Annotated in this window: 23 protein-coding genes; 12 read left to right on the top strand and 11 right to left on the bottom strand. The window is 54.5% G+C overall.

The features are described 5' to 3' along the window. Position 1: 1 nt before the first annotated feature. Positions 2-1,657 carry a malolactic enzyme gene (locus JUF11_RS00875; RefSeq protein ID WP_204117907.1) on the bottom strand — a complete coding sequence of 552 codons (1,656 nt, stop codon included), beginning with the start codon at positions 1,655-1,657 and terminating at the stop codon, positions 2-4. Between the two features lie 114 nt (positions 1,658-1,771). On the opposite strand from JUF11_RS00875, the gene JUF11_RS00870 reads away from it, so the two are divergent. The 5 genes from JUF11_RS00870 to JUF11_RS00850 all read left to right on the top strand — a co-directional run bounded on the left by JUF11_RS00870 (position 1,772) and on the right by JUF11_RS00850 (position 5,865). Then, positions 1,772-2,677, top strand: a complete 906-nt coding sequence (locus JUF11_RS00870; RefSeq protein WP_204117906.1) for a LysR family transcriptional regulator — start codon at positions 1,772-1,774, stop codon at positions 2,675-2,677. Next, complete coding sequence (locus JUF11_RS00865; protein ID WP_204117905.1) at positions 2,661-4,028, top strand: class II fumarate hydratase; 1,368 nt, start codon at positions 2,661-2,663, stop codon at positions 4,026-4,028. Before JUF11_RS00870 ends, JUF11_RS00865 begins: the two co-directional genes overlap by 17 nt. A 112-nt stretch (positions 4,029-4,140) precedes the next feature. After that, positions 4,141-4,506 carry a DUF488 domain-containing protein gene (locus tag JUF11_RS00860; RefSeq protein WP_204117904.1) on the top strand — a complete coding sequence of 122 codons (366 nt, stop codon included), beginning with the start codon at positions 4,141-4,143 and terminating at the stop codon, positions 4,504-4,506. After that, complete coding sequence (locus JUF11_RS00855) at positions 4,499-5,041, top strand: 5-formyltetrahydrofolate cyclo-ligase (RefSeq protein ID WP_204117903.1); 543 nt, start codon at positions 4,499-4,501, stop codon at positions 5,039-5,041. The genes JUF11_RS00860 and JUF11_RS00855 overlap by 8 nt, the downstream gene beginning before the upstream one ends. Before the next feature lie 50 nt (positions 5,042-5,091). Beyond that, a complete protein-coding gene (locus JUF11_RS00850; protein ID WP_204117902.1) occupies positions 5,092-5,865 on the top strand; it encodes an AEC family transporter in 774 nt (257 codons plus the stop codon). A gap of 43 nt (positions 5,866-5,908) precedes the next feature. On the opposite strand, the gene lexA is transcribed toward JUF11_RS00850, so the two are convergent. Both lexA and JUF11_RS00840 read right to left on the bottom strand, forming a co-directional pair. Next, on the bottom strand, positions 5,909-6,535 hold the full coding sequence (gene lexA / locus JUF11_RS00845) for a transcriptional repressor LexA (protein WP_125582194.1): 627 nt from the start codon (positions 6,533-6,535) through the stop codon (positions 5,909-5,911). 135 nt (positions 6,536-6,670) lie between these two features. Further along, positions 6,671-6,865 carry a hypothetical protein gene (locus JUF11_RS00840; protein WP_204117901.1) on the bottom strand — a complete coding sequence of 65 codons (195 nt, stop codon included), beginning with the start codon at positions 6,863-6,865 and terminating at the stop codon, positions 6,671-6,673. A gap of 252 nt (positions 6,866-7,117) precedes the next feature. On the opposite strand from JUF11_RS00840, the gene JUF11_RS00835 reads away from it, so the two are divergent. Together JUF11_RS00835 and JUF11_RS00830 are read left to right on the top strand one after the other, a co-directional pair. Next, entirely contained in the window at positions 7,118-8,281 is a 1,164-nt protein-coding gene (locus tag JUF11_RS00835; RefSeq protein WP_204117900.1) for an AI-2E family transporter, read from the top strand. Beyond that, positions 8,278-8,748 (top strand): hypothetical protein, encoded by a 471-nt coding sequence (locus JUF11_RS00830; RefSeq protein ID WP_125582188.1) that lies wholly within the window; start codon positions 8,278-8,280, stop codon positions 8,746-8,748. The genes JUF11_RS00835 and JUF11_RS00830 overlap by 4 nt, the downstream gene beginning before the upstream one ends. A 36-nt stretch (positions 8,749-8,784) precedes the next feature. Here JUF11_RS00830 and JUF11_RS00825 read toward each other — a convergent pair whose 3' ends face one another. Beyond that, positions 8,785-9,219: a hypothetical protein gene (locus tag JUF11_RS00825; protein ID WP_204117899.1), complete on the bottom strand. Its 435-nt coding sequence runs from the start codon at positions 9,217-9,219 to the stop codon at positions 8,785-8,787. Positions 9,220-9,335: 116 nt separating this feature from the next. Between JUF11_RS00825 and JUF11_RS00820 the strand changes: the two genes are divergently transcribed. Then, positions 9,336-10,355, top strand: a complete 1,020-nt coding sequence (locus tag JUF11_RS00820) for an alcohol dehydrogenase catalytic domain-containing protein (protein ID WP_204117898.1) — start codon at positions 9,336-9,338, stop codon at positions 10,353-10,355. A gap of 55 nt (positions 10,356-10,410) precedes the next feature. Here JUF11_RS00820 and JUF11_RS00815 read toward each other — a convergent pair whose 3' ends face one another. The 6 genes from JUF11_RS00815 to JUF11_RS00790 all read right to left on the bottom strand — a co-directional run bounded on the left by JUF11_RS00815 (position 10,411) and on the right by JUF11_RS00790 (position 20,320). Then, complete coding sequence (locus JUF11_RS00815) at positions 10,411-10,704, bottom strand: hypothetical protein (protein ID WP_204117897.1); 294 nt, start codon at positions 10,702-10,704, stop codon at positions 10,411-10,413. A gap of 23 nt (positions 10,705-10,727) precedes the next feature. After that, a complete protein-coding gene (locus JUF11_RS00810; protein WP_204117896.1) occupies positions 10,728-11,147 on the bottom strand; it encodes a GNAT family N-acetyltransferase in 420 nt (139 codons plus the stop codon). A gap of 79 nt (positions 11,148-11,226) precedes the next feature. Continuing rightward, positions 11,227-11,583 (bottom strand): iron-sulfur cluster biosynthesis family protein, encoded by a 357-nt coding sequence (locus JUF11_RS00805; protein WP_204117895.1) that lies wholly within the window; start codon positions 11,581-11,583, stop codon positions 11,227-11,229. A 367-nt stretch (positions 11,584-11,950) separates the two neighbouring features. Continuing rightward, positions 11,951-18,586, bottom strand: coding sequence for a mucin-binding protein (locus JUF11_RS00800; protein ID WP_268886756.1), 6,636 nt, complete (start codon positions 18,584-18,586; stop codon positions 11,951-11,953). 212 nt (positions 18,587-18,798) lie between these two features. After that, complete coding sequence (locus JUF11_RS00795) at positions 18,799-19,500, bottom strand: amino acid ABC transporter permease (protein ID WP_204117893.1); 702 nt, start codon at positions 19,498-19,500, stop codon at positions 18,799-18,801. A 28-nt stretch (positions 19,501-19,528) separates the two neighbouring features. Next, the gene (locus JUF11_RS00790) at positions 19,529-20,320 is read right to left on the bottom strand and encodes a transporter substrate-binding domain-containing protein (RefSeq protein WP_204117892.1); all 792 of its coding nucleotides are present in this window, start codon (positions 20,318-20,320) and stop codon (positions 19,529-19,531) included. A 270-nt stretch (positions 20,321-20,590) separates the two neighbouring features. Here JUF11_RS00790 and JUF11_RS00785 point away from each other — a divergent pair, with 270 nt between their 5' ends. From JUF11_RS00785 to JUF11_RS00775, 3 genes are read left to right on the top strand one after another with little or no spacing between them, the layout of a single operon-like run. Next, positions 20,591-21,034, top strand: a complete 444-nt coding sequence (locus tag JUF11_RS00785) for a LytTR family DNA-binding domain-containing protein (protein ID WP_204117891.1) — start codon at positions 20,591-20,593, stop codon at positions 21,032-21,034. Between the two features lies 1 nt (position 21,035). Beyond that, positions 21,036-21,794, top strand: a complete 759-nt coding sequence (locus tag JUF11_RS00780) for a LiaF transmembrane domain-containing protein (RefSeq protein WP_204117890.1) — start codon at positions 21,036-21,038, stop codon at positions 21,792-21,794. Between the two features lie 15 nt (positions 21,795-21,809). Continuing rightward, positions 21,810-23,069: an MFS transporter gene (locus JUF11_RS00775; protein WP_204117889.1), complete on the top strand. Its 1,260-nt coding sequence runs from the start codon at positions 21,810-21,812 to the stop codon at positions 23,067-23,069. Between the two features lie 224 nt (positions 23,070-23,293). On the opposite strand, the gene nrdD is transcribed toward JUF11_RS00775, so the two are convergent. Continuing rightward, complete coding sequence (gene nrdD / locus JUF11_RS00770) at positions 23,294-25,480, bottom strand: anaerobic ribonucleoside-triphosphate reductase (protein WP_204117888.1); 2,187 nt, start codon at positions 25,478-25,480, stop codon at positions 23,294-23,296. A 278-nt stretch (positions 25,481-25,758) separates the two neighbouring features. Between nrdD and JUF11_RS00765 the strand changes: the two genes are divergently transcribed. Then, positions 25,759-25,929, top strand: a complete 171-nt coding sequence (locus JUF11_RS00765) for a hypothetical protein (protein WP_204117887.1) — start codon at positions 25,759-25,761, stop codon at positions 25,927-25,929. Positions 25,930-25,938 lie beyond the last annotated feature (9 nt).

Below are 25,938 nucleotides of genomic sequence, written 5' to 3'. Positions count from 1 at the left end.
TTTACACCTCCGGTTCGATATCAAGGTCGTGATAGACGGGCTGCCACTGCATCGCGGCCACAGCGGCTTTGACATCCGTAATCGGGTTTTGATTCAGCTTTTCCGCGACGGCCTGGGCTGCCACAGCGTTCGCCACCGTCTTACTGAACTGATCCAGCTTGGTGACTGGGGGCAGTACCGCAGCGCCTGGCTGGTCAACATCGACCAAGCCACCCAAGCTGTGGGCAGCGGCGGAAATCATGCCGTCGGTCAGGCGTTTGCTGGTGGCAGCAATCGTGCCTAAGCCCAGGCCAGGGTAAACCAGCGCATTATTAGCTTGGCCAATCGCATAGGTCACGCCATCATAAGTCACGTCAGCGGCCGGGATCCCGGTGGCCACTAAGGCGCGGCCATCGGTCCATTTGATCAAGTCTTCAGCGGTCGCTTCCGCCAGCTTGGTTGGGTTGGACAGGGGGAAGATGATCGGGCGTTCGGTGTGCGCCGCCATGTCTTCCACAATGCTCTGGGTGAAGGTGCCAGGTTGAGTCGAGGTGCCGACCAAGACAGTTGGGTGCACCGCAGTCACTGCGGCGGCCAAACTGGTCAAGGCCTCTGGGTGGGCAAATTCACTGCGACTGCGAGCAAAGTGCTTTTGCGCCGGCGTTAGCGTCGGGTCATCATCGAACAGCAAGCCTTGCTTGTCCACTAAGTAGAAATGCTTGCGGGCTTCGTCGGCACTGAGGCCTTGCTGAATGAATTCATCATACACGCGGGCCACGATGCCGGCGCCGGCAGTCCCGGCGCCAAAGCTCATATAAACTTGATCGGTCAACTTTTGCTTAGAGATGTTCATCGCCCCGAGCAACCCAGCCAGCACGATGATCCCGGTGCCTTGAATGTCATCATTGAAGACAGTGTATTGATCCTGGTATTGATCTAGGATGTCGGCGGCGTTGGCGCGGCCGAAGTCTTCAAAGTGCAGGTACAGATTTGGAAACATGCCTTCTGCGGCGGCCACAAAGCGGTCAACGAAGGCATGGTAGGCTTCACCGTAGACCCGCTTTTGGCGCAGGCCCAGGTACAGGTCGTCATCCAGCAGCGCCTGGTTGTTGGTGCCAGCATCCAAAACGACAGGCAAGACTTGGCTCGGGTCGATGCCGGCGGCGGCCGTATACACCATCAGCTTACCCACGGCGATATCAACGCCTTGGGTGCCCCAGTCGCCAATGCCTAAAATGCCTTCCGCATCAGTGACCACAATCAGGCGAATATCGCGGCCATTAGCACTGTGCTTCAAGGCCGACTCGATTTGATTTTGGGCATTAATGTTCAAATAAGTCGCATTTTGCGGTTCAACGAACAACGCACTGTAATTTTCAATGGTGTCAGCAATCGTTGGATCATACACAATCGGCATGAATTCGGCAATGTGCTGGGAGAACAGTTGATAGAACAAAACGTGGTTGGTGTTGAACAACTGCATCAAAAACTGCCGCTTGAGTAGCGCAGTCGGCTTGGTTTCGTATTGGGCATAGGCCTGCTTCACTTGCTGGCTCAGGCTTTGGATGGCGCTTGGCAGCAAGCCGTTGAGCCCGTACTGATCACGTTCAGCTTGGCTAAACGCGGTGCCTTTATTCAAAAATGGATCATGGAGTAATTGTTGTGGGGTATATTTCATTTTGATCGGTCCTTTCCTAATTGACAAAACCCAGCATACGCGGCGGAAAAAAATATAGTCAAACCGCTCGTTTGTGATAAGATTTATTGATATGAGACGAAAGGACGGGCGCTAATGAACACCAGAGACTTGCAATATTTTCAGGCCCTGACAAAAATAAAAAGTTTTTCGCAAGTAGCCGCGAATTTTCATGTGACGCAGCCCACCATCAGCATGGCGGTGAAGCGACTGGAAAGTCATTTTGGCATTCAACTGATTGACCGGGACCAAAGCCATGGTGTGATCAAGATCACCCCGGCCGGCGAGCAGCTGGCTGGGCATGTGCAGGTCATCATCGCCGAGCTGACTGCGGCCGAAGCCGAACTGGCCCGGGCCCGCTCGTCCAAAATCCGTTTGGGTCTGCCGCCAATCATTGGGAACTTCTATTTTCCTAAGCTCGCCCCGCAGCTCGTCGCCGCTGATCTGATGCAGCACCTTCAGCCACTGGAAAAAGGGTCCGCAAACTTGCTCGAAGCCTTGCGCGCCGGCAGTTTGGATTTAGGGCTACTCGGCTCCAGTGGTCCGCTGGATGCGCCGGCGCTTGAGGTACAACCGCTCACTGCCAGTCCCTTCACGATAGTCGTGCCACCGGACCATCCCCTGGCGCAAAAGCCAGCGGTGACTTTTGCCGAAGTGGCCGATGAACCCTTTGTCACGTTGACGGAAGGTTTTGTTCACACGAAGGCCTTCGCCTGGTTCACGCATGCCAGCGGCGTACAGCCGAGCATTGTTTATCGCACTGCTGATGTCAGCTTGCTGAAGCGGATGATTCAAACCCATGTCGGCATTGCGTTGCTCGCCCAAATGGCGGTCCTGCCCAGCGACAATCTGGTGGCCATTCCCATCATCGCCGCCAACCAACCCGCCTTTGATATCGCGCTGGTCGCCGGCAAAAACGCCGCCCCGACGCCGGAATTAACGCAGCTGACGCAGATTCTACTGGCAGCCGCGAAAGGAGAATACCATGCGCATAGAAAATGATTCGATTGGCCCGGTTGAGATTCCTGACCAGGCGGCCTGGGGCCCGCAAACCGAGCGTTCCCGGCATAACTTTGCCACTGGGCCGCTGATGCCCAGTGCAGTGATTCGCGCACTGATCACCATTAAACAAGCCGCCGCGACGGTGAACGGCGGCCACGCCTTGCCGCAGCCGATTGCAACGGCCATTATTCAGGTGTGCCAGCGGTTACTCGCGCTGGACGACCAGGCTTTGATGGTCGATTTTCCCTTGCATGTGTATCAAACCGGCAGCGGCACTCAAACCAACATGAACGTGAATGAAGTGATTGCCCACTTGGCCACGCAGCAACTCGGCCAAACCGTGCTGCCCAACGACCACGTCAACTGCGGCCAAAGCTCCAATGACACCTTTCCCACCGCCATGCACATGGCAGCCTATCCCGCGGTGCAACAGGTCATCGCCGCCGCGCAGCAAATGATCGCCACCTGCCGCCAGCACGAGGCCACCTATGCCAATGTGGTCAAGCTTGGACGCACGCACCTGCAAGACGCCACCCCGCTGACTTTTGGCCAAGAAGTCAGTGGCTGGCGCGCGACTTTGGAAACCGATGTGTCGATGTTGCAGGAGGCGCAGACCCACCTGCTGCCGCTCACCTTGGGTGGCACCGCAGTCGGCACCGGGCTGAATACGACGCCAGCTGCAACACAGGCGATGATTAAGGCCATTGCTGAACTGACCGGTTTGCCTTTTGGCAGCATGGCCAACAAATTTCACGGCCTGAGTGCCCATAGCGAGCTCACCGCGGTGCATGGGGCGCTCAAAACCTTGGCCGCTGATCTGCTCAAAATCGCCAATGACATTCGTTTTCTCGCCAGCGGCCCTCGCGGCGGTTACGGCGAGTTGCACATTCCGGCTAACGAACCAGGCAGCTCGATTATGCCGGGCAAAGTCAATCCGACTCAGGCCGAGGCGCTGACCATGATGGCCACCCGGGTGATGGGCAATGATGTCACCATTAGCATCGCCGCCAGCCAAGGCAATTTCGAGTTGAACGTGTATAAACCGGTTATCATCAGCGCGTTTTTGGAAAGCTGTGAATTGCTGGCTGGCGGGATGGCTCAATTTGATTTCCACCTGCTGCAAGGCTTAACGGTCAACGAAAAGCGAATGACCGCGCTGGTAGACGCTTCCTTGATGCTGGTCACCGCCTTGTCGCCGCACATCGGCTATGCAGCAGCCGCCAAAATTGCCAAAACTGCTCAAAAAGAAGGCACCACCCTCAAAGCCGCAGCGCTAGCTTCTGGCCAGGTCACAGCGGCAGAATACGAACAGTGGGTGGATCCGCTGAAAATGGCGAAACCGGAAGCTTAGACTAGCCTGATTCAAGCCGTTTTCCATCTGGGCTTGGCCGCGTTCACTTGACGTTGCTGCCTGAAGCGCCTTTAATCAAGGGGTAAGGTATTTTCAGAAAGAAGGGAAAAACATGACGATTATTCCGGTTCGGATTTACAGTCACGAACAGCCTGAAGGGTTTCGCTTGTTGGTGGATCGGGTCTGGCCGCGCGGCATCAGCAAGGTCAATGCCCGCCTCGACGACTGGGCCAAGACCATTGCCCCCTCCACTGAATTACGCAAATGGTTTGGGCATGATCCCGAAAAATTTCCTGAATTCCAGCAGCGCTACACCGCTGAGCTCGACGCCAATCCTGATACGCCGGCCTTGCTTGCTTTAGTCAAGGCGCAGGCGGCCCAGCAGTCGGTGCTCCTACTGTTCGGCGCGAAAGATGAAGCCCATAACAACGCCGTCGTGCTTACCGCCTACCTTAAGGAGAAGCTCGCCCATGCCTGACAAAAATGCCTTCCGCCCCGGCCAAATCGCCCGGCTCAAAGCGGCCGCCGCCCAAACGCAAGCCGAAAGTGCAGCTTTGCTAAGCAAGCTCATGGCCACCCCGCTGTGGCAACAAGCCCAGACAATCGCCACCACCGTCAGTTCCCCGCTGGAGGTGGCCACGGCGCCGCTGATGGCCGCCGCGCAAAAGGCCGGTAAACAGATTCTGCTGGCGCGAGTGATGCCCAAACGGCAAATGGCCTTTTTACCAGACCCTGGCCCGGCCGGCCGGATCACGAGTAAATTCGGGCTGGCGGAGCCGCCTTATGATGCGACTTTAGTCAATCAAAACCCAGACTTAATGATTGTGCCTGGGATTGGTTTTAGCCTGAAGGATCATTACCGCATTGGCTTTGGCGGCGGCTACTACGATCGGTTTTTGGCCCAGTACGCCGGTCCCACCGTCGCATTAGTGCCAAGTGTCATGGCCTTCGAAACGCCGCAGTGGCCGGTCGAGTCATTCGATATTCCGATTCAGACCCTAATTCAGCTTTAACCCGCCGGCCGCTACCACAGGGCCGGTTTTACATAAAAGGAGTCTTCTGGTTGACTGCATTTTTATCAAGTTTAGGTGGCGTGAGTGAAATTCTGATTCTGGTGGCGCTCGGCTACGCGCTCACGGCTCGCGGCTGGTTCGATGACCGCTCCAGTCGCATCATTGCGAAAGTCGTAACCCAAGTGGCGCTGCCAGCTTATATGGTCGAAACCATTTGTGGTCGTTTCACCGCTCGCGAGTTAGCCCGCCTGCTGCCGGACCTGCGCTTTCCGGTGCTGTCGATGGCGATTTTGTTCGGCCTATCGTTTGGCGTGGCGAAGGCCTTGGCCGTGCCTCGCGCGCGGCGCGGGTTGTTCAAGTCGATGTTTTTCAACTCCAATACAGTCTTCATCGGCCTGCCGGTGAACATGGCCTTGTTCGGACCGAAAAGCCTGCCCTATGTGCTGGTTTACTACATGGCCAACACCACCATTTTCTGGACCGTGGGGGTGTACTTGATTCAAAAAGACGGCCAACAAGCCGCCTACTTCGACTGGCGCCAGACTCTGGGCAAAGTGTTCTCGCCGCCGCTGCTGGGCGTCTTCAGTGGCCGGTTCCTCTTTGCGCCTCTGATTATGTATGCTTTGGTCGTGTTCGCACCAGTGCCACTGTTGATGAAGCAGGTCTTCATTCTTCAATCCGCGATGCCAGTCATGACCAATGCCCCAGTCGTCGCGAAGCTCTACGGTGCCGATAGCAGCAATGCGGCCATCACCGTGTCGGCCACCACATTATTCTCGATTGTGGTGATTCCGATTCTGATGACGCTAGTCCAACACCTTTAGTCCACGCAAAAAGGCCGCAAATGCGGCCTTTTTAGTTTGGCTTTTAAATGAGTGCTGGGCGGTACAAGCTGACGACCACGCCTAAAATCGTGACATCATCGAAGAACATGTCCGTCATCATGTCGTTTTCAGGATGCAGCCGCACGCGGCCGGGTTCCTTGTAGAACCGCTTGACGGTGGCTTCATCCTCCGCCGTCATGGCCACCACAATCTGGCCATTTTCGGCGGTTTCTTGTTTTTTGACGATAATCTGATCACCATTCAAAATGCCAATCTTGATCATCGAATTCCCTTGCACCCGCAACATGAAGAGTTCATCAGCAGGATACGGGATGTCATCCGGCACTGGGAAATAGTCATCGACGTTTTGAATGGCGGTAATTGGCACCCCAGCGGCGACGGTGCCGACAATTGGAATGCCGCTTTCGCCGACGCCAATGTATTCCCGGCCCGCCTTGGTGATTTCCAGCGTCCGCGGCTTAGCCGGGTCTTTGGCGATGTAGCCTTCCGCCAGTAGCTTTTCCAAATAAGCCGCCACGGTACTTGAGGAACTCAAGCCCACGGCCTTGCCAATTTCGCGCACCGTCGGCGGATAACCGCGGCCATCGATTGATTCGTAAATGGTTTGCAGGATCTGTTTCCAACGTTTCTGACTTGCTTGGGATGGCATCGCCGTCCGCCTCCGCTCATTAGTTTCTTTCATCATAACAGTGCGAACGCGTGTTTGCAAGGGGAAAATCGCGTCATATCGGCATTCTGTGCCAACCAAAAAGCCGCTGCCAAGTTTGGCAACGACTTCCGACCTTTATAGGCGGTGCATTAAGCTTAAATGGTGCATTTGGCGGCGGTCGCACGCCGACTTATGCATGAGATACAGACCACCGACAATCAGATCGACTGCCATCAGACCGATGCCGATCGCCGCTGCATTGGTGAACAGCAAGATGACAGTCAGCACGATCAGCGCCCGTAAACTCCACTTTAACATCTTCAGTGACATTGTGTTTCCCTCCCCCGCGAGATTTGATACTCCCTATTATACAGAAACCCCGGCTTTTGTAAAGTTATTGTATCTAGCAATTTACACTAAAAGCCGACCAGTGGGGATTTATCGTTTTTCCGATACAAACAACAGCAGTAATGTAAAGATTCATCGCGCGTCACCGCAGTTAAAATCGGTCCCGCGTCCTATTCGCTTTCACGCGGCTTTTTCGGTATGATAAAACTGATAAGCAAGAGGGAGGAAGCCGGAATGGAAAAGAAAAATTCTTGGTTCTATCACCGGTTCTTAGATAGTAAATTCGCTGTGGTGATTTTTGATTTGGTCCTGACGCTGCTGGCGGTGTGGATCTTCACCAAAGTCGCCTGGCTACTGCAACCAGCCGTGAACTTTCTCGGCATCATAGCCCCGCCGTTCATCTTGGCCGGAATCTTGTTTTACATGCTCAATCCCATTGTGAATTGGCTGGAAAAGCGCGGGTTGAAACGCATGCTCGCCATTCTCCTCGTCTTCGTCGTGGTGATTGGCCTGATCGTCCTAGCGATTGTGCGGGTCGTGCCGCCGATCGAGGCTCAGGTGCGGAGCTTTGTGGAAGCCTGGCCGAGTTATTGGGAAAGCGGCCTCAAGCTGTTCACTGATCTCAATGATAAGCAAAACATCTTCTCGCAGTCGGACATCAACCAATTCGCCAATGAGATCAAGTCCTGGCTGTCCAATCGCGGCTCCACCATTTTGTCTGGCACCTTGAATTCATTGAGCAGCATTGTCGGCGCAGTGGGCAATGTCGTGGTCACCATTGCCACGGCCCCAATCGTCCTGTTCTTCATGCTTAAAGAAGGCAACAAGTTTACCACGATGGTGCTCCAGCTGGTCCCGACTCGCCAGCGCCGCGGCATTGGCGACATGCTCCATGAAATGAACCTCAAAGTCGGGTCCTATGTGCAAGGGCAGTTAACCGTGGCCATGGCTGTCGCGATGATTTTCATGCTCGGTTACACCGTGATTGGCCTACGCTACGGGTTGATCTTCGGGCTGCTGGCCGGGCCGCTCAATCTCATTCCGTACTTCGGCTCGGCGGTGGCGATGATTCCAGCACTGGTGATGGGCGCCATTCAAGGCCCCAAGATGTTCATCGCCGTCATCATCGTGTTCTTTGTCGAATGGCTGCTGGAAACCCAGTTAATCTCACCATTTGTCATGGGGAGTAAACTAGAGATGCACCCGATTACCATTGTCGTGGTGCTGCTCACTGCTGGTAACATGTTCGGTTTGCTCGGCGTGATTCTCGGCATCCCTGGCTTCGCAGTGCTTAAGATCATTGTGACGAGGCTGTTCCGCTGGTATCAACAAGTCTCTGGCTTGTACCCGAAAGAGTCCCCGCAAACCATCACACAGAAAGTTGGCCCTGAAAAATGAATGGATTCCTAATTTTACTTGATGTCGCCTTGCTCGCCTTGAGCGGCTACTATCTGTTTTGGCAAAGTCGCATCGACTTTCGTGCCTCGTACAGCACTTTTCAACTGTTCATGGCGGTGGTGCTGGGCTTTTGGTTTTTAACCACTGGCATCGCCAATATCTGGTACATTGTCTTCATCGCCGCCTTCATCACGCTCACCGTGATGTCCGGCAGCACCGGTCTCACGCCGACCCGCCTGATTAACGTTGGCATTTTTGCCCGGGTGGTGCCTTACACCAAACTGGTCGGCGTCACCTTGACGCCCCTCACCCTGCCGAACGGCCAAAGCCTCGTGGTTGGGGTTTTCGGTATCTCACCGCGGCGCTACATTCGCCTAACCTTCCGCTCTGATCTGCAGACCCTGTTCAACGTGCTGCGGCCGCGGGTGCCAGAAGCCATTGAAATTAAAATTCAACAAGTCCAATAAAAAATTCCGAGTCGGTTGACTCGGAATTTTTTTGCTTTATTCAATTGGCGTTTCATCTTCTGGCTCGTCAATATCGCGGGTGATGTGATGAGGCTTAGCCTTGACCGGTTTGCGAATGGCGAACAACGCCGCCAGTAGCAATACGATCCCCCCGGCAATCGCCATCACTTGCCAATACACGGTGATGCCAATCATGAAGACATACATCAAGGCCACAATCGCCAGGCCCACCAGCAGATCCACCGCAAAGCGGCCGACGCGGGTAAAAGGCCGATCATCAAGATAGGCGAGCAGGCCAATCAGGACGACCAGGCCAAAGCCGAAGCTGACGGTGCTGACTTGAGCCACCAAGGTTTTGGGATTAGTGGCGTACCAAGCAAACCCCGTGAACAGCGCGCCGAACACCAGCAAGATACCGTTGACCCACCACGTGGTATGTTTTTTTTCTGTGCTTTCGTGCTTGCCTGGCATCAAGAAGCCTTCTTTCTCGTTTTTTCCATTTTAGCAGAAAACAGTTACCATAGACATAGTGAGTCAAGAATGTAGCCGGAAATGTTTGCCGGCTGCCCGATAGAAAGGTCGATTCGATGTCCAATAATCTTGCTTTTGCTGCCTATGAAGGCCGCCCGCTGGCCGATGATCAGAGCCTCGTGGCAGTATCGCTACCAATGCCGACGCCAGCGCCTACTGATGTGATTGTCAAAGTACAGGCGATTTCCCTGAACCCAGTGGACGAAAAAATGCGTGCCAGTTTGCCTAAGCAAACGCAGCCGCGGATTTTCGGTTATGATGCCACCGGTGAAATTGTGGCGTGCGGCGCCGCCGTCACCGAGTTTACGATGGGCCAGCGGGTCATGTACGCCGGTACCACCAAGCGCCCCGGCAGCTGGCAGCAGTATCAGGCGGTCGCAGCAGAATTGATAGCCGGCGTGCCGGCCGGGCTGTCTGATCAAACTGCGGCGGCTTTGCCGTTAGTAGGACTGACGGCATGGGAGCTGTTGTTTGAGAAAATGGGTTTTCACGCCGAGGCCTTAGCTAATCAAGGCAAGCGCCTGCTGATCATTAATGGGGCCGGTGGGGTCGGCTCTATGCTCAGTCAGCTGGCACATTGGGCCGGCTTGACCGTCGCCGCCACTGCCAGTCCCCAAAACTTTGACTGGCTAAGGCAGCATGGCGTTGACCAGCCGCTAGACTATCATCAGGATTTGGCGGCCACGCTGGCCGGCCAGCCCGCCTTTGATGGCGTGGCAATTTTGTATGCCACTGAGCCCTACCTGGCCCTGGCTAGTCAGGTGGTCGCCCCCTTCGGCCATGTCGGCGCCTTGGTCACGCCGCAAGGGCCACTAAACGTCACCGCATTGAAGGGTAAAGCCGCCAGTTTGGACTTCGAGTACATGTTCGCCAAAACCGACTATGATTTCAATGCCGCCAGTCAGGGCCACATCCTATCGCAGCTGGCGGCCCTGGCCGCGGCTAACCTGCTTGATGCCAGCGTCACCACGACCTTGCAGCCCATTTCGGTCGCCACGTTGAAGCAAGGGCTAACACAGCTCACCTCAGGCCATCAGGTCGGCAAAATAGTGCTCACTGGGCCATTTGAAGCTTAAGGCCACACGAAAAGGGCCACATCAACGAAAAGGTTGGTGTGGCCCTTTAGCATGCCTATTTAGTAAAGCCCAGCGCCTTTTGCAAGGTGGCTTTGGCCTGATCGGCGGTCAGGCGCTGGGGATCATAGATAATGCTCCCTGGCCCCATGTAGTAATTGAACAAGTTGAGCACCGCGCGCTCTTTCAGCGTGCGTAGCCGCAATTCATCGTTGATTTGGGCGAGCAACTCATGGCACCAGGCGGCGTCCATCATCATCGGTTCATCACGTTCGGTGACGTAGCCTTTCTCCATAATGAGATCTGCGCCTTCCGCTTTTTGCGTGCGCAGAACGTTTGCTGTTGGTTCCATGAATTGACCTCCTTCAACCAAAATTAATACTTAGGCTCAAGCAGCCGGCGCGGCCGGACAAAGGTGGTCGCTTGCGACTGGTCGCCTGGGATAAACCCGGCAGCCGTGTAAAAGGCACTTAGCGCCGCGTTATCGGTGACCACTACAATGCGATCACCCTGCTTGAAATAATCATCGAATTCGCTCAGCAATTCGCGGCCGATGCCTTGGTGCTGATAGTCTGGTAGCACCAACAAATCCTGGATAAACACAATGGTATGCATGTCTGAGACCCCGCGGATCAGGCCTACCAGCTTGTCGCCATCGCGGGCAGTGAGCAAAGTTGAGTTCGCAATGCCCCGCGCGGTTTCTGCCGCATCTTTGAGGTAATGCGTCATGCCCACTGCGCCATAAAGTGCTTTAATTTCATGAATGGTCAGTGCCGATTCAAACGTATAATTCACAAGTCCAACCCCCGAATGTAGTTACCAGAATGATTTTAACGCAATGGGAATTGAACACAAGCGCTTTTTTAAGCCTGAATTACGCGCGGGCCGTGAAGTCGATAAACCCGAGCGCACTGTCGATGACGCCGCCATCCCCGTTCAGACTCATGGTATTGAGCGTGGGATTAAAGCGTACCGTCATGTGCGGATCCAGGTCTTCCGTCGAGTAGTCCTTGATCAAAATCGGGCCCAAGTTCGACTCGATGGTGGTATTGTAACCCTCGGTCGGTGCCGCCTGCGCCACCACGTTAATCGTAAACTGCACCATCATGTGAATCATAGCATGCTGCGAGTATTGCCCCACCCCATCTTCGAAGGTCAGCAGCAGCTTTTTATCCGGTCCCAGGTGACCCTTGAGCTTCGCCTGCGATGCTTCATCAAATTGAATTTCCATGTTTTCACCTCCGCTGACAAGGTAGTCGTTTTGGCGGCAAAGTGCAATCGATGTGCTCTGAACCACTTTTGCAAGGCTTAAGTATTTTTTCAAATTATTGGCCCATTTCGTCATACTTTCTTCACATTCAGGGATTACATTAGGAACCATAGAAATGAGCTACCCACTCATTTCCATACCCATACCCAACTTTTTCATTTTTACTCCTCCAAAGTAAAAATCACTCACCGGCCGCCCAGCCGGTGGGTCAATCCTTACTTGACCGTCGCCCACCCAGCGGCGGCCATTTTTTTGGCCAAAAAACCGGCTCACCGGCGCCGTCAAGCGCTGATGAGCCGGTTATTTTAGTCTCGAGACGGTCAAGCAGTTACCGATTTTCCCGTTTCCGCCAGCCGCTGAGCCCAAGCAGCAGACCCAGCACGGCAAGGCCACTGACGGTGAGCGCAGAAGCATCGGCGTCGCCAGTCTTGGGCAGGGCTTTAGCTTGCTTGGCAGTGAGACCGGCAGCTGTCGACTGCTTGACTGACGGCATTTGCGCCTTGACGGCCGGCTTGGTGCCACCCGCCTGCGCCGCTGGCGTGGCCGTGTAGGTGACGAGCACCGTGGCATTAGCCGGCACCAAAGTGGTAGCAGCCAACCCTTGCTGTGCCACCTGTTTAAGGTCGGCCGTATACCCGGCAAGCGTCGGTGAGGTGACTGCGGCATAGCCTCCTTGCGGCGTGGCCACGGTCTCACCGGTGACGTCATCGGTCACGGTTTTCCAAGTGACAGTTTGGACAACGGCTTGCGGCGCCTTGCTTTGATCAGCGCCGGCCATGTGATACAAAATGGTCCGCGTCGTGGTCACGGTGCCATACGTCAGCTTGTGGGTCAGGTGGACGGTCGCGGTGTTGGCCCTTGAGGCTAACTGCGCGGTCGCCTGCGCAGCTTGCCCATCAGCCAGCCGATAGCCGGTTAACCCGCTCAAGTCGGCCTGATAAGTGACCGGTTCATCGGTCTGGCCAGCGTAGGCTTGCGTTTTGACGGTTTCACCAGTGACGTCATCGACATAACGCACCGTCAGCGTTGCCGCATCCGGGGTGTACGTGACATGAACAGTGATCGCAGTCGGCGCACTGGTCGGCGCCAAGCTCAAAAGCGCAACCTGCTCAAGGTTTGCGGTATAGCCGGTTCGCGTTGGTGTCACCACCGCGGCATAGCCCGACTGCGGCGTGGCCACAGTGCGGCCGGTCGCAGCATCTGTGGTGGTCAACCACTGCACGGTCTGCACGACTGACGCCGGGGCCTTGCTTGGGTCACCGCCGGCCATTTGGTAAATGACGGTGCGCGTCGTGGTAATCTCACCATAGGTCACCTGATGGGTCAGGTGAATGGTCACAGTGCCGGATGCGCCATTGAACCGATACGTGCCTTGCGCGGGTTGGCCCTCAGCCAGCTGATAACCACTCAGGCCAGCGAGGTCCGCCGCATAGTTAATGCTTTCATCGATGCTGCCAGGGTGCGTTTGAGTTTTGACCGTTTGCCCGGTGACATCATCGACATAGTTGATGGTCAAAAGCGCTGGATTCGGTGAATAAATCACCGTGGCCGTGGCATTGGTTGGGGTCGTGGTGGCTCCTAAGCCCAGTTGCGCGACTTGCGCCTGATCTGGGGTGTAGCCGCTAACAGCGGGACTGGTAACAGTCAAATAACCGCTTTGCGGGGTGGCCACCGTTTCACCGGTCACCTTGTCCGTCGTTGTGTGCCAGAGCACCGGTTGCACGACTGGCGCTGGCGCCTTGCTTGGATCACCGCCAGCCATTTGGTAAGTGATGGTCCGCGTTGTCGTGGTCTGACCATACGCCAGCTGATGGGTCAGGTGAATCACCACTGTGGTGCCACCGACCGGCAGGTGCACAGTCCCTTGCGCGGCTTGGCCATCAGCCAACCGATACCCGGTTAAGCGACTCAAGTCCGCGGTGTAGCTGCCGACAGCATCCGTCGTCCCGGCCACCGTCCCTGTTGCCACCGTCTTGCCAGTCACATCATCAAGATAGGCTAGCGTCAAGGTCGCCGCGTTTGGGGTATAGGTCACCATCACCGTGCTATCACCTGGCAGCTTAGTGGTTGCTCGCAGCGCCTGCTGAGCGACTGCCGGCGTATCAGCGGTGTAGCCCGCCACCGTCGGGCTGGTCACTTCAGGGTAACCTGCCTGCGGGGTGGCCACGGTTTCCCCGGTCACTTTGTCTGTCGTGGTATGCCAGGTAACGGTTTGCGCGATTGGCGCCGGTGCCTTGCTTTGGTCGCTGCCGGCAATCACGTACTGGATGGTGCGGGTCGTCTGCAGCGTGCCGTCATTGACCTCATGCGTTAGGTGAATCGTCACCTCGCCAGTTGGTGCGAGAACTTGGTAGACCCCGCCTGCCACTTGGCCGTCCGCTAACCGGTAACCCTTAAGGTCACTCAGGTCAGCCTGGTAGGTAATGGTGCCGTCGGTTTGACCAACGAGCGTTTGCAGCTTGACTTCTTTACCCGTCACATCATCAACATAATGCACCTTCAGTAATGCGGCATCTGGCGTATACAGCACGGTGGCTTCAGTGTTTTTCGGTGCTTCAGTCGTCGCGGCCAAGCCTAACTGGGCAATTACGGTGAGATCTGGAGTGTACCCTTTCACGGTCGGACTGACCACCGCGCCGTAACCATTTTGTGGGGTGGCCACGGTCACGCCAGTCACTTGATCGGTTGTGGTCAGCCAGCTGGCAATTTGCGTCACGGCCTTGGGCGCTTTGCTTTGGTCATCACCCGCGATGCGATAAGTGATGGTCCGAGTCGTGGTGGCCCGGCCATAGGTTAGCTCATGGGTCAGGTGAATGACGGCAATGTTCTGCGCCTCATCTGCCGTCAGCGTCATCGTGCCTTGCGCCGCTTGACCGTCTGCTAAGCGATAGCCGGTTAGCCCGGTGAAATCAACCGTGTAAGTCAACGGTTCATCGACTTTGCCCAAATATGGCGTGAACTTTACTTCTTTGCCAGTCACATCATCCACATACTGCACGACTAGCTTGGTGTCATTGGGCGTATAGGTCACGGTAACAGTACTGTTCGTTGGCGTTTGCGCGATAGCGACAAGATCCTGAGCCGCAACTGTTGATGGTTTCGGCGTGTACCCCGTCACGGTTGGACTGACCGCTGCGGCATAGCCTGCTTGCGGCGTGGCAATCGTCGCGCCGGTCACCTGGTCCGTCGAAGTCAGCCATTCCACCGTCTGAATGGTGGCGGCTGGGGCTTTGCTTTGATCAGTGCCAGCAATCACGTAATGAATGGTGCGCGTGGTCGTCACGTTGCCATGAGTAATCTCATGGCTGAGCTTAATCACCAAGGGCGCTGTTGCATCGACGGTCAACGTGTACGCGCGCGTCGCGGTTTCTCCGGCCGCAAGCACATAGTGAGCTGGCACCTGAACGGTATACTCACCTGTGTCACCAACGTTGCCCTTGATCGCATCGGTCTTCACCATGCCACCGGTGATGGTGTCCACATATTGCACGGTTAGTTGGGTCGAAAGTGGCTGCAGCTCGTACTGCAGGTAGCCATCCTCAGCCTCAGCACTCATCAAAACGGCGGGATTATCAGCCAAAGTGGCCAGCTTAGTTTTACCATCTTTGGCATACAAGGTGATTTGATGGTCGACGAACTTATATCCTTGCGGCAAGAGCGCCTGATCCGCGGCGGATAGGGTAGCGGCAGTCGTTGGTAAGTTAGCGAAGACCTGATCCGTCTTTTCGGCCAGATTTTGCTTGAGGTCAGGCAAAATGATGTACTGGTCTTGACCGTTGGCATCGACATAGTGGACCCGAGTTGTCAAATTGCTCTCGCGGACAATCTTAATCGAAGCCGCTTGTTGTTGCGCCATGACTGCCAGGGATTGCGCGAAGAAACCGGTTTGCAAATAACCTTCAGTCCCAATTTCCTCGCTGACTGGCAAGCTGGTGGCGCCGACCAGCGCGAGCCGACCTGTCGAGGAATTCGGGGCCAACGTGTCGACAGCAATGTAAACTGAGCGAATAGCGGACCAATCGGTGACTTGGTCGGCGGTCACGTACCCGGTCAAATCCATCTGGGTCTGTTCCTTGCTCAAATCGGCCTGGTTCGTGCTGTAATACACTGTGCCGCTGATTCCGGTCGGCAAAGCCACTGGGCCGGTGAGATTAAAGGTGTAGGTTGAACCATTTTGGCCTGTCACTGGTAAATTAACCGCCATCCCCACCGGACCGTTGGCGATACCGGTGGTGTTGGCCAACGTGACATAGAACGTGAGCGGCTTGGTGCTGGTGCTGGCCAAGCTAGCATTATCCGTCGGGTTCGCCTCATCACCTTGAGCCGAGGCAGCCCCGTAAACTGAGGAAACCGTGGTGATGGACCAAGGCTGCTTGTCGAGCAACACTGCATTGGCATCCCCAGCGGTTAATGACAGATCAGTGACCTTGCCCAAATACATGTGGGGCTGAATCGTGGTGGTCGCCGAAGTCATATAAATTTCACCGTCGCTGGTCCCAGCTAGCGCATCGGCCAAGTTGCGGAGGGTAATGTAGCCGCCAGTCCCGTATGTCGTCGTGTTGACCGACTCACCGGTGCCCGTGTAATCGAATTCGACCACGGTCCGACCATCGTCCGCCTTGAACTGCGTGACGGTCGGGTGGCCAGGCGTCGTGGTGAGGCCCTGTTTATCATCAGCCGTGGTGAGATTAGTGGCCATATTTTCGATGCTGGTATCTTTGGGCAACACAAAGTACAAGATGGGCTCGAAAACGGTATTCGCGGTATGCGGATAGTCACCAGACCCGGCCAGCTGCATGATGCCCCCGATGGCCCCGGCCGATTTATCGTCTTGCCGCACTTGACCACCAGCGAAAGCGAAGGGTTCTTTGACCGTTTGCGTGAAATCGGCGCCACCAATTGTCGATCCATTTTGCGCGACCGTCACTTGCGTCTTAAGCTGATCACCCACTTTAACCGCCGTGCCATCATCATAGGTCGCAGCTAAATGGCCCATCAGCGTAAAGTCACCCACCGTCGCTCCGGCTTCTATCGTATTTGGCTGCAGCACTAATTGACGAATCACGCCGCTGCTGGTGATGGTGCCGCCGGCTGCCACGGTGCCCGTTTCAGTGGTGCCATCTTGCAGGGTCAAGGTGTAAGCATAACTGGTGGTATCAGGCAGATAGCCCTTGGTCGAGTACTGAAGGGTCGGTACCGTGACTTGATTAACCGCTAAGCCGTTAGGAATCGCGGCTGTAATCGTGAGATCTTTAGCTGCGGCTGGCGCCTGATAAGTAAAGGAAAAACGGCCCAGATTGGCCGGATCATCACTGGAATCTTGATCCAACACCAGCTGTTCCGGCGTGCTCGAACTATTCCCATTCACGGTGACCTTGGCCGCGGCCTCGCCGGTCTTATTCGCGCCGAGCAGTTGCTCGGTCCAAGCGGCATTAGCTGAGTAGGTCACGGTATCGGTGGGATCGTCACTATGTTGCTGCACCACGGTGGCGGCACCGCTGGCGGTGAGTGTCGATGTTGCTGCCGCTTGGGCGACGTCATAGGCGCCAACTAACAGATAACCCCGCGGATTTTGCCAGCTCTGCTGGCCAGCGCCTTTAGGAGCCGTGATGATGATGGCGTTGCCTGTGCCACCAGGCTGCGTGATGATAGTGCCATCGGTAAAGCCATTGATTCGCTTCGTTAAGGCCTCATTCAGCGTGAATCCGGTCGGCACCGGCAGGGTAATCGTGGTGCCATAATTGACCCCTGAATTAACAAGGGCAGAATAATACTTATCCTGCGAGTCAACGCCGGTGTTTTCATTCACCCGAAATTCATAGACATAATTTTGGTTGGGCAAAACCGCCACGACGCCGGTTTGAGGATTAACCCGCGTTGGGGCGGTCGGCTTGGCCTGTGGGTTCACAACCTGGGTAATCGAGAAGGTACCTTGCTGGACATCATTTTTACTATAGGAACCAGTCTGGGTCGTCGTCCCAATGTCAGGCGCAGGGGAGGCTTGGCCATTGTAAGTACTCTTAAGCGCCATGGTAATGGCTTGTTGGTAACTGCCAGCCGCTATGAAGTGATTGGTCACAACCAGCGAACCATCTTTACCGGTCGATCGCGTGGTGGTACCTTGTGCGGCCGTCAACGTGGTGACTTTGGCATTTTCAGCATTATCAATGACCGCCCCACCAGCAGGAATCGTGATGGTGAAAGTATCCCCTGCCACTGCGTTCATCGAGAAATTCACCACCAGGCTCGTGGCACCACTACCGTAACCAATCGTATCGGTAGAGGTGGTTACATTAGCATAAACGTTGCTGGTCGTTGGCGTGCCAGCTTCGGCACTCGTCGCTTGCGGGGCCGGTGTGGCAGCACTGGCCTGGGCGGTAGTGGCCTTGGTGTTAATTGCCGAGGCTGCATTTGCCGAGCTCGTTGTGTCCGGGGTTGCCGCAGAGGTGGCGGCGACTGCTTGGCCCTTTTGCACAGTCAGCGTGCCAGCCGTCACCGTCGCAGTGGTCACATCCACGCCAGGATTAGCGGCTTTCAGGTCAGCAAGCCCTTGGGCGCTTATGTTGACGCGATACGTGCCAGCTTGATCAGCCTGAACTTGCGTGTAGTCAAAGTCCTTGGCTGTCCAGGCTGGGGCCGTCAAATTTTCGATTTGAACTGGCATCACCACCTGCGCCATGTCGGTCCCGGCAGTAATGGTTTTGGCCTGAATCACAACCTTAGCCGCCGCTGCGGGTGTAGTGGCGGCTGCGGCCGTTTGCGCATTTTTCGTGGTGGCGGTTGCCTGCGGCGCGTCACTGACAGTATCAGCCTTAACGGCTAATTGCGGGGCCGCACTGAGCAAGCTGACAAACAGTAGACTAACCCCGGCAGTCAGCCAGACCTTGCCAACCTTATACATGCGAAAATGTTCCTTTTTTTCCGTGAGTGCTTGATTTAGTTGCCGATATGAACGATGTTGCATCGTAATCCCCCCAGCTCTAATCTGTTCTACCTACATAGATTCAAGGTTATCCTAACATCATCGCCAGCTATTGAAACGTCAATATTAACAAAATCTATTATTAATAATTGAATTTGTTAAGGGAGCAAAAAAGCACCACCGTGAGCTTGCTGGGCAAGCGCGCGGTAGTGCTTTTTTGACTGGTCTAATTCAGATTATATTTACAATCGCAATCAAGCCGTTTGAATGAGATACCGGCTGGTGCGTTTCTCCAACCAGGCTTGAACACCTGTCAGCACGGTGGTCAGCATCAAATACAGGAACGCAACCAGGCTGTAGGACACCAGTGGATTGTAGTATAGCGCAGCGAATTGCTGGCTGACTTGGAACATTTCGATGATGGTAATGCCGCTCGCCAAACTCGTATCTTTAATCAAGCTAATAAAGCTGTTGGACAGTGGCGGCAGGGCAATGCGCAGCGCCTGCGGGAAAACCACGAGGCGTAAAATCAAAGATTTTTTCATTCCTAATGCGCGTGCCGCCTCCCACTGCGTCTCCGGCACCGACAAAATCGCCGCGCGGATGGTTTCTGAGGCATAAGCGCCGGTGTTCAACGCGAAAGTCAAAATGCCGGCCGTCCAGGCGTTCAATTCGATAATGGGGGCGCCATTAACCTTGAGGTAAGGCAGGCCGAAAAAGATCAGAAACAGTTGGACCAAGAGCGGCGTGCCCCGGAAAATCCACACATAGAACCAGCTCAGCCCCTTGAGTCCTTGCATCAGTGGCTTACGCGAGGGCGAGATCCGCACCAAGGCAACGAGCACAGCCAAAATCAGCCCTAATACAAATGAAATCAGGGTAATCGGGATTGTGTATTTCAACATCGCCACCAACAAATCGGGTAGTGATTTGGTCACAATTTGCCATGCACTCATAAATAGCCTCCTTGGTTCTGCGTTCTAATTACTTGGTAATATCACTGCCAAAATATTTCTTAGATAATTGACCTAACTGGCCGTTCTTGCGCAACTTTTCGATGGCCTGGGTCACCTTTTTTTGCAGCGTGCCTTCATCCTTGCGCAGCAAACCGCGCGCTGGGTTAGCTTTGAAGGCATTGCCGACGCTGATTAATTTGATATCAGCATTTGGCTGCTGCTTCAAATAGGAATAAAAGGCCGCCGCTTCGTTCACCGTGCCTTCTGCGCGGCCTTGTTCAATCAGGGTCACAGACTGGGCGAAGCCTTCAACTGGCACAATCACGCCGCCCATTTTCTTGACGTTAGCGGCATTGTTCGAGGTCACACTTTGGGCCATTTTCTTACCTTTGATATCGGTAATCGACTTGATCGTGGTGTTGTCCTTTTTGACCGCCAACTGCGACTTGCCTGAGGTATAAGGCGCCGTGAAGCGATACTTCGCTGCGCGTTCTGGCGTCTTGGCGACATTGTTCAGAATCAAGTCATACTTGTTCACGTCGAGCCCAGCAATCAGGGAATCCCACTTGGTTTCAACGAACTTAGGCTTCAAATTGAGTTCGGCAGCAATCTTTTTACCGAGTTCCACTTCAAAGCCAGTGAGCTTGCCGTTTTCATGGTAGCTGTACGGCTGGTAGGTACCTTCCAGGCCGATGGTCAAGGTCTTCGGGGTGACGAGCTTCATGTCACTACCTGCATCCTTGCTGGCTGGTTTGCTCCCGCATGCGGCCAAGGCCCCCAAGAGTACCAGACTGGTCAAAGCGAGTAACCATTTTTTCATATTATTCTCCCCCGTTTCTGAAAATCAATACCGCCTATTATACACTGCTTACTTTTCGTAATCGAATCATTTCTCCTAATTCTCATGGTTTGATGAGAACCGCCTCACCTTCTCAACTCAAGCTGTGGTTGATTGCTGCCGACTGCCACCTGCCATACACTAATAGACGACCGGTTGAGGCGAATATTTGACCACTTACGGCCAAAGTGTTTTCCTTAGCGAATTTTAATGGTCTAATAAACCCTGTCAGCAGAAAGGAGCGCGGACAGTATGAATATTAAGTTCGAACAAGATCCGCGCTGGGTAGAACCAGAAGTCATTATTCGCAGCAACGACCCGAAACTCGCCGCTAAACTAAAGGCTCAGCTAGATGCGACCGAGGCGACCTTGGCGGTGTATCAAGGGGCCAAAGAAAGCTACTTGCCATTAGCTGCAATCATCTTTATTCAAACTGAGGGCGGTCAGCTGCAAGTCCATACCAAAGACGACCTCTACCTCAGCAAAGAACGGCTCTACACCCTCGCCGCCCGCTTACCTGGCATCTTTTTACAGGTCAGCAAATCGACGATTATCAATTTACTTGCCGTGAGCGCCTTGAACCGTTCGCTGTCCAACTGTTTGGTCAGCTTCGGTGGGACGCACAAACAGATTTACGCGTCGCGCCGTTACTACAAGCAGTTAACAGAACGTTTAGATGAAATGAGAGGACTTTAACATGAAAAAATATAATTGGCATAACTGGTTTTGGGGCTTGTTCTTCCTCGTCTGCGCTGGCGTTTTGATCACCGGGCAGCTAGGGATGTTCACCATCAATATTTCGTTTTGGCCACTCGTGGGGGGCATGATTTTGGTTGCCGCTTTCCTCAAAAGCCTCGCCAGCCTCAGTTTCGTTGGCATGGCATTCAGCCTGAGTTTTCTCGGGATTCTCTTTGCCCAGCCGCTGGGAATTGAGCGCCTCGTCCCCTGGACCTTGCTCGGGGCAGCCGCGCTCATCAGTATTGGCCTGGAACTGATTTTCCGGCCGGCCAAAGCCAAGCACGAGCATCATGGCACCTTGGTCGTCAATGATACCAGCTACTCGCTCGGCGATTGGCACAAAGCCAACAAAGAGATCAAGCAAAACTATCAGGAAGACGATTCCCCGACCAACTTTGAGGTCAGCGTCCGCATGGGTAGTGCCGTCCGCTACGTGAATACCACCGACTTCCGCCACGCTCGCATTCGCGTCAATATGGGTGAAGCCAAAGTCTATTTCGATAAGGCGCAAATCACCACCGAACCCGCGACGATTGAATTGCTGGGTCAAATCGGCGATGTCGATCTTTACATCCCCAAAGAATGGAATCTGCAACCCAAGCTCCCGACTTTTGCCGTTGATTACTCCGAAAAAGGCGAAACGCCGGTGCCATCAGGGCCAGAGGTCTTGTTAACCGGCAACTTCCATGTCGGCGATGTCACGGTGCACTACATCTAATAAAGGAGCCCAATTATGGCCAAAACTCGTTCTCCCCAAATGATTCGCATGCTGGTACTCAAATTCGCCGGCACCTTTGGCAGTGGCATGTTGTCCTTTGCCATTGGCCTCTATATTTTGCATCGCACCGGCTCGGCGCTAAGCATGGGCGTCAGCATGATCTCCGGGCCATTGGTGGCACTGATTATGATGCCCTTCGTTGGCTACGTGGTGGACACCTTTGCCCATCGCCGGGTGATGATTTTGGCCCAAATTGCCACCAGTATTGGCCTACTGCTGTTCGGCCTCAGTTTTCAGCTCTGGCCTCAGGCGTACTATCCAGAACTGATTGTGCTCATCATCATTTTGCAGATCACCGACAACTTTCTGAGCACCACTTTGACCGCTAGCCTAGTCCAACTCTTTGACGGCGATGAGTTGCAGCGCGTCAACTCCCTGAACCAGTCCATCACGTCGCTAGCGACCTTCTTGGCTCCCCTGCTCGGCGCCTTCGTCTACACACTGGTGCCAATCAACGTGTTTGCCTACATTGAAATCGGCTTTGAGCTGGTGGCGTTGGTCGCCATTCTGGGCTTAAAGTTCTCCGCCGCCGCGCAGGCCGAAGAAGCCGAGCAAACCAAAACCTCGCTGTGGACCAACTTCAAAGGCGGCTTTCAGTTCTTGCTCCATCAGAAGCTCCTGCTAGTGCTTACCACCTCTGGCGCCGTCATCAATCTGGTGTTCGCCGCCATCAACGTAGGCCTGCCCTACCTGCTGATTCAAACGCTCAAGCTGTCTGATCGCCAGTACGGGTTCATCGACTCCGGCTTTGCCGTTGGGATGTTCCTCGGCGGCCTTTTGCTCGCCGCAGTCAAACTCAAGCGCCACCCGGTGACCGTGTCGTTTCTCAACATTGCCCTGCTCTCGGTCATCTTTATGACGACGGGTCTGCCGCCGCTGCTCGGCTTCTCCAAACCGGTCATGACGGTGATTTATTTCACCCAAAGTTTGCTCAACGGCGCCGTGATTGTGTTCGTCAACACGCCGCTGAACACCTTCATGCAGCAAATCATCCCCCACAAGATGCAAGGCCGCGTCTTTGCCTTGGACATGGCCATCAGCACTTTGCTGTCACCCATCGGCGTGGTGTTCTTCGGTGGGTTGTTCGATCACGTCCCCGCCGCCCAAATTTTCCTCGGCGCCGGCGCAGTACTGATTTTGATCACGGCAATGTTTGCTGGAATTATCGCGCAGCAGCAGTTGCTTAAGCGCCCGGAGAATTTGGTCAAAGCTTAGTTCCGCCTCGACAAAAATGGCACCGCCTCGATTGTAAGGCGGTGCCATTTTGATTGTCTTTCGATTTCAGTCAGGGTGCGCTTCGGGTGGCAAACTTTAGTTGCGCTCACAAAGGCAACGCCCGAGCATCCAGCTACGCTCAGGGCCTCAAAGCCAAAAATCAGCTTCAAGGCCCTGAGCTAGGCTGGCTGTCGGGCTAAGTTCGCCTTTGTTCGCAGCCTTTTTTATGCTTGTCCTGCCAAGTCATCATTCCCAATCACCATGTGCTTCTTGCGGTGAATGATTTCTTCCTGGCGGCCGTGAACCATTGGCCGTTTGTTGGGGTTACCGAGGTAGCCGCAGAGGCGCTTGACCACGTCGCAGGTGTCAGGGTTGTGGTTGCCGCATTGCGGGCACTGGTAGCCTTTGGCAGTCGCCTTGAATTCGCCTTTGAAGCCGCATTCGAAGCATTGGTCGATTGGCGTGTTGGTGCCGAGATACCCGATTTTATCGTAGGCATAGTCCCAAACGGCTTCTAGGGCCTTCGGGTTTTGCTTCAAATTCGGGTATTCGCAGTAGTGGATGAAACCACCAGAGCAATACTGCGGGTAATCCTTTTCAAAGTCGAGCTTCTCAAATGGCGTTGGGGTCTTGCGGACGTCATAGTGGAAGGAGTTGGTGTAGTAGTCCTTATCGGTGATGTCCTTGACCACGCCGAAGCGCTTTTTGTCCAACCGGGCAAAGGTATCCGTCAACGATTCTGACGGCGTGCCATAAACTGAGAAGTGGTAGCCGTATTCTTTTTCCCAGGCTTCGCAGTGATCATACAAATCCTTGACCACTTGAATGCTGAAGGCCTTGGCTTCCGGATCCTTCTCCCAGGCATGGCCATAGAAGACGGTGCCAACCTCGTACAGGCCGATGTAGCCCAAGGAAACCGTCGCGCGGGAATTCTTGAAAAGTTCATCGACTTTCTGATCGTCGTTCAGGCGCTTGCCGAATGCCCCGTACTTGTACAAAATCGGAGCGGACTCTGGCGTCGCCTGCTTGGCGCGTTCCACCTTGTAAACTAGGCCCTGTTTGCAGATGTCGAGGCGCTGTTCCAACAAGGACCAGAATTTATCCTTATCGCCTTTGGATTCCATCGCAATCCGCGGCAGGTTCAGGGTGATGACGCCTAAGTTCATGCGGCCAGCGTTGACTTCTTTGCCGGTGTCAGGGTCGGTCCAGCCTTGCAGGAAGGAGCGGCAACCCATCGGTGCTTTGAAGGAACCGGTGAGCTTTTTGATCATGTCATACGACAGCACATCAGGGTACATGCGCTTGGTGGCGCATTCCAAAGCCAACTGCTTAACATCGTAGTTGGGATCTTCCGGCGCCATGTTCAGGCCTTTTTTCAGCGTGAAGACCAGCTTCGGGAAAATCGCGGTGCGCTTTTCCTTGCCCAAGCCGGCAATGCGAATCTTGAGAATGTCCTTTTGGATTTCGCGTTCGATCCAGCTCGTTCCTAAACCAAAACCAACCGTCACAAAAGGCGTCTGGCCTTGCGTTGAATACAAGGTGTTAACTTGGTATTCCAACGTCTGCAAAGCATCATAAATGTCCTTTTTGGTCCGCCGCTTGGCATAGGCTTCGGCGGTGTCGGGATCTTGCGTCAACTCGGTGGCTTCCGCTAGGTGCTTCTGGTAATTCTTCTCGGCAAACGGTGCCAAGACCTCGTCAGTGCGGTCAGAGGAGCAGCCGCCATACTGGCTGGAAGCGACGTTGGCGATAATCTGGGTCATCTGGGTCACTGCGACCTGAATGGAGTGCGCCGCTTCGACTTCGGCATTGCCGATGCAGAAACCATTCGTCAGCATCTCTTTGAAGTCAATCAAACAGCAGTTGGTTTCGGCCATGTAAGGCGTGTAGTCCAGGTCGTGCCAGTGAATATCGCCGCGCAAATGGGCATTGGCTACAGCCGGCGGCAACATCTTCAGGCCAATCGCCTTGGCTACGGCGCCGGCAGTCAAGTCGCGCTGCGTGGAGAACACGCGCGAGTCCTTGTTGGCATTTTCGTGGACGACTGTGGAATCGCGGTCCAGCAGCTTTTGGACGTTATAGTTCACATCGGCTTTCTTGCTGCGCTCGATGTCGCGCTGCACGCGATACTTGGTGTAGGCCTCGCCCCAGTCATACTGGTGCGCATCAAATAAAGCCTGCTCCACGATGCTTTGCACCTCGGGAATGCGGACGTCCGATTTGAAACGTTCAGTGATGGTGGCCACGGCATCATCGGCAATCTGTTCAATCAAGGTGTAGTCAGCTGGGGCCAGTTCCCCGTTCACTGCCTTTGCGGCCTTAGTAATCGCCCGCGTGATTTTGCTTTGATCAAACGCCACAATGCGGCCGTCTCGTTTTTTAACACTGATTTGTACTTTCAAATCGATCATCGGCTATTCGCTCCTCTGTCTTGTGCATTTTGAAACTTAATATAGCTAGTCTATCACACTGCCACAAGATGTAGTGTAAATATCGAATTTTTCCGAAGAAATAACTAGATATTGTATTGTATGCTATTTAATCTTTTGCTATGAAGATAGCCTGAAAGCGCGTCCCGTCTCATACCTTAGCCTGATTCTGGCCTCGGCGGGTTTTGGCGCTCATAAAATTTGCTATAATTAAGCCTGTCGAGTTGTGGGGTTCACCCACAACCATCTGGAGGTAAATGATGCAAAAAGACCAACTCAAACAAATTCTGGTCCTCGTTGTGATTATTGTGCTTGGCTTGTTCCTGTTGCCTTTCGTGGCCGGGATCATCAGCATGATCATCAAGCTCGCCCTGCTCTTGGCGATTATCGCCGCGCTGTACTGGGCTTATGTCACCTATATTAAGAAGTAACCGTGCAAC

This window comes from Lacticaseibacillus suilingensis, assembly GCF_016861845.1.
GTDB classification, from domain to species: Bacteria; Bacillota; Bacilli; order Lactobacillales; family Lactobacillaceae; genus Lacticaseibacillus; species Lacticaseibacillus suilingensis.
This window is presented reverse-complemented; position numbering and strand designations above follow the sequence as displayed.